12 protein-coding genes are annotated in these 9,633 nt (G+C 70.6%); 1 reads left to right on the top strand and 11 read right to left on the bottom strand.

The features are described 5' to 3' along the window. Positions 1-16: 16 nt before the first annotated feature. From J7E97_RS18050 to J7E97_RS18005, 11 genes are all read right to left on the bottom strand, one after another. Entirely contained in the window at positions 17-589 is a 573-nt protein-coding gene (locus J7E97_RS18050; protein WP_215028287.1) for an FABP family protein, read from the bottom strand. 315 nt (positions 590-904) lie between these two features. Beyond that, positions 905-1,900 carry a hypothetical protein gene (locus J7E97_RS18045; RefSeq protein ID WP_308346566.1) on the bottom strand — a complete coding sequence of 332 codons (996 nt, stop codon included), beginning with the start codon at positions 1,898-1,900 and terminating at the stop codon, positions 905-907. Beyond that, a complete protein-coding gene (locus J7E97_RS18040) occupies positions 1,897-2,796 on the bottom strand; it encodes a hypothetical protein (RefSeq protein ID WP_308346565.1) in 900 nt (299 codons plus the stop codon). Before J7E97_RS18040 ends, J7E97_RS18045 begins: the two co-directional genes overlap by 4 nt. Continuing rightward, positions 2,793-3,608 (bottom strand): hypothetical protein, encoded by an 816-nt coding sequence (locus J7E97_RS18035; protein WP_251054745.1) that lies wholly within the window; start codon positions 3,606-3,608, stop codon positions 2,793-2,795. The genes J7E97_RS18040 and J7E97_RS18035 overlap by 4 nt, the downstream gene beginning before the upstream one ends. A gap of 125 nt (positions 3,609-3,733) precedes the next feature. Next, positions 3,734-3,997 (bottom strand): DUF3099 domain-containing protein, encoded by a 264-nt coding sequence (locus J7E97_RS18030; RefSeq protein ID WP_251054744.1) that lies wholly within the window; start codon positions 3,995-3,997, stop codon positions 3,734-3,736. 165 nt (positions 3,998-4,162) lie between these two features. Next, complete coding sequence (locus tag J7E97_RS18025; RefSeq protein WP_215028280.1) at positions 4,163-4,453, bottom strand: DUF1416 domain-containing protein; 291 nt, start codon at positions 4,451-4,453, stop codon at positions 4,163-4,165. Between the two features lie 66 nt (positions 4,454-4,519). Beyond that, positions 4,520-5,365: a sulfurtransferase gene (locus J7E97_RS18020; protein WP_215028279.1), complete on the bottom strand. Its 846-nt coding sequence runs from the start codon at positions 5,363-5,365 to the stop codon at positions 4,520-4,522. Positions 5,366-5,579: 214 nt separating this feature from the next. After that, positions 5,580-5,663, bottom strand: coding sequence for a putative leader peptide (locus J7E97_RS37035; RefSeq protein ID WP_350206375.1), 84 nt, complete (start codon positions 5,661-5,663; stop codon positions 5,580-5,582). Between the two features lie 164 nt (positions 5,664-5,827). Further along, positions 5,828-6,544: a DUF2993 domain-containing protein gene (locus J7E97_RS18015; protein ID WP_215028278.1), complete on the bottom strand. Its 717-nt coding sequence runs from the start codon at positions 6,542-6,544 to the stop codon at positions 5,828-5,830. Between the two features lie 108 nt (positions 6,545-6,652). Next, entirely contained in the window at positions 6,653-8,104 is a 1,452-nt protein-coding gene (locus J7E97_RS18010; protein ID WP_215028277.1) for a hypothetical protein, read from the bottom strand. Positions 8,105-8,114: 10 nt separating this feature from the next. Continuing rightward, positions 8,115-8,369: a MoaD/ThiS family protein gene (locus J7E97_RS18005; protein WP_215028275.1), complete on the bottom strand. Its 255-nt coding sequence runs from the start codon at positions 8,367-8,369 to the stop codon at positions 8,115-8,117. A gap of 466 nt (positions 8,370-8,835) precedes the next feature. Here J7E97_RS18005 and J7E97_RS18000 point away from each other — a divergent pair, with 466 nt between their 5' ends. Beyond that, positions 8,836-9,618, top strand: coding sequence for a response regulator transcription factor (locus tag J7E97_RS18000; RefSeq protein ID WP_215028273.1), 783 nt, complete (start codon positions 8,836-8,838; stop codon positions 9,616-9,618). The last annotated feature ends 15 nt before the right edge of the window (positions 9,619-9,633 follow it).

Genomic DNA, 9,633 nt, shown 5'->3' with positions numbered 1-9,633 from the left:
CGCGCGGTCGGTCGGTCTACCGGAAGAAGGCGATGCCGTCGTCCGGCATGTCCGGGAGGTTGCGCGCCATCTCGGCGACCTCCTCGGGCGTGACGACCTTCTTCAGCTGGGCCGACATGTAGGGGCGCAGCTCGACGTCGGGGGTGGTCTTCTCCCCGACCCACATGAGGTCGCCCTTGACGTAGCCGTAGAGCCGCTTGCCGCCGCTGTGCGGACGCGAGGCGGCGGTTCGGGCGACCGCGTCGGTGACCAGGTCGATCTGGGGCTTCTTGTCGGCGAGGTCGCCGTACCAGATCTCCACGACGCCCTGGTCGCGGACCATGACGATCTCCACCTTGCGCTGGCCGTCGATGCGCCAGTAGCCCGACTCGGACTCCAGCGGCCGCATCTTGTTGCCCTCGGCGTCGAGAACCCAGCTGCGCGAGTGGTACTCCAGGAAGTCCCGGCCGTCGTGGCTGAAGACGACTTCCTGGCCGAAGTTGCACTTCTCCTCACCGGGGAAGTCGAAGACGCCTGCGCCTTCCCAATTGCCCAGGAGGAAGGCGAGAGGGACGAGGCTCGGGTTCAGGTCGGACGGGATCTGGATCATGAATGGCTGCTCAGGCGATCTGTGGGAGGGGTTCCGGTATCCGGGGCGGGGCCGGCGGCTGATCCGGGAGGGGTCAGCGCTGGCCCTGGTACAGCTTCTTCACGGCGAGTCCGGTGAAGGCGAGAACGCCGACGCAGACCAGGACCAGCAGGGAGGTGAAGACTGCCTCAAGCACGGGGTGCTCCTCGGAGTGTGTGTGGCGGCATTACGGGGCCGGTCCCCAAGCCTACTGGCCTGGGGACCGGCGCACTCGGTGAGGTGTCCCGTACGACGGGCTCCCCCACCGGCCGTCCGCCGGCAGCCCGCCGGCGTCCGCTAGCCGAGCAGCTGGTTCTGGAGGATCACCGTCTGGTGGAACGGCACGGTCGCCACCTGGCCCTTGCGGGTCTGGAGGATGACGGCCTGGATGTCGCCGGACTGGATACAGCCCGCCTTGACCTGCTCGTCGCCGACCGGCTTCGACTCCGCGAAGAGCGAAACGAAGTTGAGGGCCGGCGAGGACTGGCCCACCTTGCCCTTGCTCCAGTCCAGGTCCGACCCCATGAGCTTGACGCCGTTCAGCGCCATGTCACGGCCGCAGCCCTCGAAGGTGTCCACGAAGCCCGAGGCGTGGAAACGCAGCAGGTAGACACGGGTGCGGGTGCCGTCCGGGGTGGTCCAGCCGCGGGCGACGATCTGGCGCAGTCCCTCGTTGGTGAACTGCTCCTTCATCTTCTCCCGCTCGGTGGCCGCGTACTCCTCCAGGAAGCCGTCCACGGACACCGCCTCGTCCTTCTCCAGCTTCAGCGTGGAGTCGGGGGTCGAACCGGTGGGAGCCGGCAGGAGCAGCTGGGTGAGGCCCGCGTAGTGGATGCCGTCCAGGTTGTCCTGGGCGAACGGCACGGCGGCGCCCGGCGGGAGCGCGGGCTGGGACAGCGTCGGGTACGCCCAGCGGCCATCGGACGCGGTCGACAGGCCGGGGATGTCCGTCCGCTCGGGCTGGGTGACCTGGTAGGCGACGCCCGTGCCGACGGCGGCGAAGACGAGTGCGGCGGCGGTCCAGCGCAGGGCGGCGAACAGCCCCCGGCGGTCCTTGGGCCCGGCCGGCACCTCCGGCGCCGCGAAGGGGTTGGCCGGGGCCGCCTCGCTCGTGGCGGCATCGGTGTCCAGGGCGGCCGGGGTCGCCGGGGCGGCCCACTGCCCGGGCACGGTGTCCTGGGGCGCGGTGTCCTGGGGTGCGGTGTCCTGGGGTGCGGTGTGGTCCGGGGCGGTCGGCTGCGCGGGCACCTCGGCTTCTGCCACGGCCTGCGTAGGGGTGTTCTGCTCGGTCACACGGACTCCCCGGGGGACTTCAGGTGGTTCAACTGGTTCTTGAAGAACTCGACGGCGTCGGCGTTCTTGAACGGCTTGGACCCGTAGGCGCGGAAGGTGACCATCACATCGCCCTCGACTGCCACGCAGTCGATCGAGTCGATCTTCTCCTTCTTCTCCTCGCCGATCGCCAGCAGCGAGCACTTGGCGTCCGGGAACCCGTCCACCTTCGGCGCCTCGCGGCCGTCAGCCGTGAATTCGAGGAACTTCTTGCTGATCTCGGAGAACTTGCCCACGGCCCCGGGATCGGCCTGCATGATGCGGATCTCGACGACGGAGGAGAAGCCTTCGTGGGTGTAGCTGCGGCCGGCCAGGCCCTTGAGCTTCAGCTCGGCCAGCATCTCGTCGCGCTTCTTGCGCTCTGAACTGGACATGCCTCCACGGGCTTCCTTGAAGCCCTCGACCGCCTTCTCGCCCGAGACGAAGAAGTTGTTGCCGTCCTGCTCCAGGTCCGGCCCCAGCGCGAACCCGGACGGGACCGGCAGCAGCTTGCCCGAGAGGGCGTTGGCCGGCACGGAACCGGGCTCGGCGGGCTTGTCGTACGTCTCACCCAGGGGAACCCAGTAGGCGGTCGGCGCGTCCCGGTCGGCGTCCGCGATCGCGGCGGACGCCCAGACGCCACCGCCCACGAGGGCGGCCACGGCCACGACACCGGCGACCAGGGCGACCGCCTTGCGGTTGACCTTGCGCGCGGGCTCCACCGACACCACGGGGTAGGTCGCCGCCTCGGACGCCGCCTGGACCTCGGCGGGAATCTCGGCCGACACCTCGGCCGACACCTCGGCCGACACCTCGGCGGGCACCTCGGCGGGCGTCTCGGTCGGGACCGGGGTCACGTCGTTCTGCGGCTCGGTCACAGTCGCTCCAGCTGTCGCTTGGCCAGGTCCATGACGTCGCTCTCGTCGACCTTGCCCCGGTTGTTCGCATAGTGGATGTCGAGCACGACGTCGCCGCGCCGGGCGATGGCCCGTGCGCTGCGCATCGGGAGGTAACCCGGCTTCTCCTCGGCCTCCGAGTCCACCCAGACGTGCCCGAGGTCGGAAGGGAGACCTTGAATGGCCACACCGCTGTTGCCCGCGTGCTTCTTCTCGGGCATGTAGCTGGACTGGCCGGACTGGTAGTCGTCGGCCCCGTCGCGGTCGTTGAACTGCAGCAGCTGCACATAGACGAAGGTGCTGTCACCCTCCGACCAGCTCACCGACGCGAGCCGGCGGACCTTGGTGTGGACGAGGTTGCGCAGCATGTAGTCCGGCTGCTCGAATTGAGTCGCGACACTGTCGATGGTGTCGTAGCCCACGCCGTCGACCTTCGCCCCGCCCGGGGCCTCGATCAGCAGCTTCGCGAGGTCGTCGTCCGTCTTGTGCCAGCGGTTGGCGTTGATCGTCTTGTTCGTGGTGGCGTCGTCGGGCGCGAGGGCCTTCGGGTACGCCAGGCTCGCCTGCGCCAGGGGGGCCAGCGGCGTCGGTTCGCGGTCGTACTGGATCGCGTAACCGGTGACCGCGCCCGCCAGGACGCCGAGGACGACGGCGCCCGCGATCAGGAGGACGGCGCGACGGCCGCCGCGACGGCGGCGGGGAGCGGGCCCGGGCCCGGCAGCGTCGAGAGTGCCCTGTTCCGGGCCGTTCTCCTCCTCTTTCCGCTGCTCAGGGATGGTCTGTTCGAGTTCCAAAAGAAGTCCCCCCACAGGACTGGAGTCACGGGACGCTCGCCCGCGTACACAGATGACACGTGGGTGTGGGGAGATGTTGTACGCACGCTTATTACATTCTTATCTCAAGATCTATCTCGCGCGTTTCAGTCGTCACGCCGTCCTTTTCCATCCAGTTCGTCCCACCACTCGTCGGACTTCGCGTCGCCCGAGGGGTCGTCCCACCAGCGGTCGTCCGGCCCGCGCCGGTTCGCGACGATCGCGGCGACCGGCGGAATGACCATGGCGACCACGCACAGCGCCACGGCGGCCTCGACGGACAACAGGCGCACGAAGGACCAGGCGGAGACGAAGAGGAACAGGCATCCGCCCATGAGCAGGAAGTAGGCGCGGCGGCGCCGGGCGTACATGCCTCCAGCGTAGAGCCGGAGGCGGCCGGCGCCCAGGCCCCCCGGACGGCAGACGGCGGACGGCACGAAGGGCCGCATCCCGATCCAGTGGCGTCCAACCCCCGGGGATGCGGCCCTTCGGCCGGTCATGCGGTCATACGGTCACGCCGCGCGCGTGTGCGGTGCTCAGACCGCGATCGCCACGTCCGTCACGCCGCCGGCCTCGGCGACGACCACGGCGCGGTCCGCCTGGGCGCCGGGCACGAGCGCCCGCAGCGTCCAGGAGCCCTCGGCCGCGTAGAAGCGGAACTGGCCGGTCGCCGAGGTCGGGACCTCGGCGGTGAACTCGCCGGTCGAGTCCAGCAGCCGCACGTAGCCGCTGACGGGCTCGCCGCCCTGGGTCACCTGACCCTGGATGGCGGTCTCACCGGGCTTGAGCGTCGCGAGGTCGGGCCCGCCGATCTGTGCTCCACACATGTTCTCTGTCCTGTCCTAGAGAGGTATGACTACGGGTCGTCTACGGGGCGTCGCGTGCCCGGGGAACTACTTGTTGGCGCCGAGCTCGATCGGCACGCCGACCAGCGAGCCGTACTCGGTCCAGGAGCCGTCGTAGTTCTTGACGTTCTCCTGGCCCAGGAGCTCGTGCAGCACGAACCACGTGAGCGCGGAGCGCTCGCCGATGCGGCAGTAGGCGATGGTGTCCTTCGCCAGGTCGACCTGCTCGGCCGCGTAGAGGGCGGTGAGCTCCTCGTCGGACTTGAAGGTGCCGTCGTCGTTGGCGTTCTTCGACCACGGGATGTTGCGGGCGCTCGGGATGTGACCCGGGCGCTGCGACTGCTCCTGCGGGAGGTGGGCCGGCGCGAGCAGCTTGCCCGAGAACTCGTCGGGCGAGCGGACGTCGACCAGGTTCTTCGTGCCGATCGCGGCGACCGCGTCGTCACGGAAGGCACGGATCGAGGTGTCCTGGGCCTTGGCCTTGTACGTGGTGGCCGGGCGGTCGGGGACCTCGGTGCCGTCGACCAGGTCGCGGGAGTCGAGCTCCCACTTCTTGCGGCCGCCGTCGAGCAGGCGGACGTCCTGATGGCCGTAGAGCTTGAAGTACCAGTAGGCGTAGGACGCGAACCAGTTGTTGTTGCCGCCGTAGAGGACGACGGTGTCGTCGTTGGAGATGCCCTTGGCGGAGAGGAGCTTCTCGAAGCCCTCCTGGTCCACGAAGTCACGGCGGACCGGGTCCTGGAGGTCGCGCTTCCAGTCGATCCGGACGGCGTTGGTGATGTGGTTCTTGTCGTACGCGGACGTGTCCTCGTCCACCTCGACGATGACGACGTTGGCGTCGTTCAGGTGGGCCTCGACCCAGTCGGCGTCTACGAGGACGTCGCTGCGGCTCATGGTGTTCTCCTCCGGGGCAGTGTGCGGCGGGGTGGTGCTGTGTTGCCGGTGGTGCGGGGTGCGTGGAGTGCGTGCTTGCGGAGTGCGCTCACGGTCCCGTTGCGGGGAGGCGTCGGGAGGGCGGGAGGCAGGAGTGGTCACACGTGGTCCACGCGGGGAAAACGGGGAAATCGGAAGGCCGTCGTCCGGCTATGGAGCGGGATGCGCTCACACGTCACATGGATCGACAGAGCATGGCGGCGACGCGACACAGGTCTACTGCCCGTCGCTTCGTGAGATCCGCCTGCTGATGCTTCATAGCCATGGATCGTAGGGACGAATCGGCCGCCCTGTCACCGTCGTGTCATATGTCGAGACAGGATCGTCCGAATATTGGGATGAGATCCCTCCGGGTGGCCGCCGCGCCGCCTCCGGGGCCTGCCCGGGGCCCGTCCCATCTGCGGATCGGACCCCGGCGTCTCACTATCCGGCCAACGACAGGTTCGTACCCCCCAGAGTGAGGTGCACACCGGACTCGTCGGAGGTCAGCGCCGTCAGCTGGACCCCGGACGGCAGACCGCCGTCGAGCCGCCGGTCGAAGTCGGTCTTCTTGCGGACCGCGGTCTCGACCCCGGGGACGCCCTCGCCCGGAACCTCGTCGGCGCGCACCCGCACGATCTTGGAGCCCTTGGCGTCCTTCGCCTCGACCAGCGAGATCGTCGACACCACGCTGCGCGTGAGCGTCTTGCCGAGGAACTCCACGCCCGCCGTGACCTTCACCTTGCCCGGGGACCCGCCGTAGGCGACGCTCACGCCGGGCTGCGCGGCCTCGCTCAGGTCGGCGTAGCCGACGAGGGCCGAGCCCTCGGCGCGCCGCGCGGTGCCGCCGCTGTAGTCGCCGTTCAGCTCCACCCCGTGGAAGACGACCTCGACCTGGGACAGGCGCGTCTTGCGGCCGTCCGTGGTCGTCACGTCGAGGTCGCCCAGCGTCAGGTCGACCTGGTCGAGGTCGTGGGCGAGCGCCTGGGTCAGGAAGGGAAATCCGTGGATGTCCACCCCCACGCCGCCGGCCAGGCCCTGGCGGGCCTGGATCCGGTCGGCCAGCCGGTCCTCGGCGTAACCGACCGCCCAGCGGTCGGCCCCGACGAACAGGCCCCCGAGGACCACGGCGATGATCAAAAAGACACGCAGGACACGCACGTGCCCACCCCCCATGACGATTGGTACGTGCGTCCTAGTGGACCATGACCCCTCGTCAGCGTTCCGTGAGCGCCCGGCCGTACGGGACCGGCGCTCCCCGGCGGCGGGTCAGCCCACCACCCGGCCGATCAGGTAGACCGCCGGAGCCGCCGCGGCCAGCGGCAGCGCGACGCCGGCCGTCATGTGGACGAACTTCGACGGGTAGTCGTACGCCGCCACGCGCAGCCCGATCAGCGCACACGCACCGGCCGCCAGGCCGATCAGCGCGCCCCCCGCCCCGACGGACGTCAGCCCGCCCACGGCGATGCCCGCGCCGGCCGCGGCCGCCAGCGAGACCCCGACGGAGGCCGCGGTGGGCAGGGGCAGCGCACGGGCGAAGACGGCCACCGCGACGGCGGCCGCGCCCACGGTCGCGGCAGCGGAGCCGGCCGCCAGGTAGCCGGCGCACACGATGGCGAGCGCGGCCGAGGCCACCGAGGCCATCAGCCCGTACATCCGCTCGTCCGGTTCGGCCTGGCTGCGCAGCTGGAGGACCAGCGTGAGCAGCACCCAGGCGCCCAGCGTGCCAACGATCGCGCCGGGACCGTACGCGTCGTCCACCGCGAGCACGGCCACGTCGGCGACCACGGCTCCGGCGAAGGCGAGCGCGATGCCCTGCCGGGCCGGCCACATGCCGTTGAGCCGGAACCAGCCGGCCGCTGTGAGGCCCTGGAGGGCGATCAGGGGCGCGAGCAGTGCGAGCTTGCCGAGGACGGCGGCGACGGCGATGACCAGGCCGAGGGCGGCCGTCAGTATGGCCGCCTGCGGGCCCGGATCGATGATCGGCGAGCGGCCCTCGGCGCGGGCCTGGGCCGGATCCACGGCGCGGAGCGTGTTGCCCGCCAGGGTGGGCGGGGAGTACGCGGGCTCCTCACCGGCCGCCCCGCCCCCGGGGGCCTCCGGCCGGGCGGCGGCGGGTACCTCGGCCGGGACGGGCGCCTGCGGCGGGAGGTAGGCGGTCGAATCGGCCCAGTCCTGCGCGGGAGCCGGAGCCTGGTGGTGGGGCTGCGGCTGGTGCTGGTCCTGGTGCTGGTCCTGGTGCTGGTCCTGGTGCTGGTACTCCTGGTCGCCGCCCGGGCCGGGGTACGGGGGCAGGTACGCGGTCTCGCCCCACTGCGGCTGCTCCTGCTGCTGGTGAGGCTGCTGCTGCGCCGGTGCGGGAGCCTGCGCATGGGGCTCCTCGCGGAACCAGTGGTCCGGCGCCGCCGTCTGCGGGTACGCGGGCGCGGCCGGCGCGGCGTAGGGATCCGCGTACGGCGAAGGCTGCTGGTACTGCGGCTGCGGCTGGTGCTGCGGGGCCGGTGCCGGAGCCGGGGCCGGTACGCCCTCCAGCGGGGACTGCACCGGCTGGTACGAGGTCTCCCACGTCGGGGACTGCCAGGTCTGGGTCCCGTACGGGTCCGACTGCTGCTGTTGCTGCTGAAGCTGCTGCTGTTGCTGCTGCTGTTCCTGGAGCTGGATCTGGAACTGGAGCTGCTGCTGCCGCTCCAGTTCCAGCCGGTGTTCCTCGGGCGTGCTCATGGGACTCCGCTCACCCGCCCGCGAACGGCGGGAGCACCTCGACGGTGCCCCCCTCGGTCAGCTCGACGGCATCATGCGGGCGCTTGCCCACGGGCTCTTCGTTCACGAGGAAGGAGCAGCGCAGCAGGACCCGGGTCAGCTCCCCGGGGTGGCGTTCCCGCACGGCGTCGAGCGCCTCGGCCAGTGTCCGCGCCGAGTACGGCTCCTCCGCCGTCTTGGCCGCGGCCTTCGCCGCCGCCCAGTAGCGGATGGTTCCGGTTGCCACTGCACGCTCCTCTCGTCGGCGCTCTGCCGTCGGCGTCCATCATGAACCCTCCGGCCGCCGAACCCGGCGTGGCTCCGCGCGCCCGGCGTGCGCCCGGGTAGCCCCCGGGAGATCCACCGATCCGGTGAAACCGGCGCATAAGCAGGCCGTGGGGTGGTGTGAACCACAGAACAGCCTGCTGCGAGGCCTCGGCCGCGCCGGGGAAGGTGGGCTATTCTGCTGGCGAGAGGATCCGGGCAACGTAGCCCCCGGGTCCTTTTGTGCTTTCAGCACGTTGAACGGACCGAGAACAGTGGTATCCATCCGGACCTCAGGGCGCGGGGACCGGCGGACACCAGGCAAGTCGTACGAAGCAGTGCCGCGAAAGTCCTCGACGGGACCGAGGAGGAACCGACGTGATGGACCAGCGAACCGTGCGTGCGCACACGCACGCACACCACAGCCCGAACCGGGCAGGTGGTCGGGCATGAGCTCCCTCCTGCTCCTGACCAATGCCCTGCAGCCGTCGACCGAGGTGCTGCCCGCACTCGGCCTGCTGCTCCACACCGTCCGGGTCGCACCCGCCGAGGGCCCGGCCCTCGTGGACACCCCGGGCGCCGATGTCATCCTCGTGGACGGCCGCCGCGACCTGCCGCAGGTGCGGTCGCTGTGCCAGCTGCTCCGCTCCACGGGACCGGGCTGCCCACTGATCCTCGTCGTCACCGAGGGCGGCCTCGCGGCCGTCACCGCCGACTGGGGCATCGACGACGTCCTCCTCGACAGCGCCGGCCCGGCCGAGGTAGAGGCGCGGCTGCGCCTCGCCACGGGGCGCCAGCAGCTCGGCTCGGACGATTCCCCGATGGAGATCCGCAACGGTGACCTGTCGGTCGACGAGGCGACCTACTCGGCGAAGCTGAAGGGACGGGTCCTGGACCTCACCTTCAAGGAGTTCGAGCTGATCAAGTACCTCGCGCAGCATCCGGGCCGGGTCTTCACCCGCGCCCAGCTGCTGCAGGAGGTGTGGGGCTACGACTACTTCGGCGGCACCCGGACCGTCGACGTGCACGTACGGCGCCTGCGCGCGAAACTCGGCCCCGAGCACGAGTCGCTGATCGGCACCGTCCGCAACGTCGGCTACCGCTTCGTCACGCCGGAGAAGGTCGAGCGGGCCGCGGCGGAAGCGGCGGCCCAGGCGGCCGCGAAGGCGGCGGCGCAGGCCTCCGCACAGGCCTCGGCCCAGGCCGCCGCGGCGCTCACCCGATTGGACTAGGTCCTGTTTGGAGTT

Source organism: Streptomyces sp. ISL-66, assembly GCF_018614135.1.
Classification (GTDB): domain Bacteria; phylum Actinomycetota; class Actinomycetes; order Streptomycetales; family Streptomycetaceae; genus Streptomyces.
Note: the sequence above shows the minus strand (reverse complement) of the source record. Positions and strands in the feature narration are given on the sequence as shown.

Excerpts from the sequence above, each read along its gene's own strand:
- J7E97_RS18050 (WP_215028287.1), bottom strand. The coding sequence starts at position 589 with ATGATCCAGATCCCGTCCGACCTGAACCCGAGCCTCGTCCCTCTCGCC.
- J7E97_RS18030 (WP_251054744.1), bottom strand. The coding sequence starts at position 3,997 with ATGTACGCCCGGCGCCGCCGCGCCTACTTCCTGCTCATGGGCGGATGC.
- J7E97_RS18025 (WP_215028280.1), bottom strand. The coding sequence starts at position 4,453 with ATGTGTGGAGCACAGATCGGCGGGCCCGACCTCGCGACGCTCAAGCCC.
- J7E97_RS18020 (WP_215028279.1), bottom strand. The coding sequence starts at position 5,365 with ATGAGCCGCAGCGACGTCCTCGTAGACGCCGACTGGGTCGAGGCCCAC.
- J7E97_RS37035 (WP_350206375.1), bottom strand. The coding sequence starts at position 5,663 with ATGAAGCATCAGCAGGCGGATCTCACGAAGCGACGGGCAGTAGACCTG.
- J7E97_RS18010 (WP_215028277.1), bottom strand. The coding sequence starts at position 8,104 with ATGAGCACGCCCGAGGAACACCGGCTGGAACTGGAGCGGCAGCAGCAG.
- J7E97_RS18000 (WP_215028273.1), top strand. The coding sequence starts at position 8,836 with ATGAGCTCCCTCCTGCTCCTGACCAATGCCCTGCAGCCGTCGACCGAG.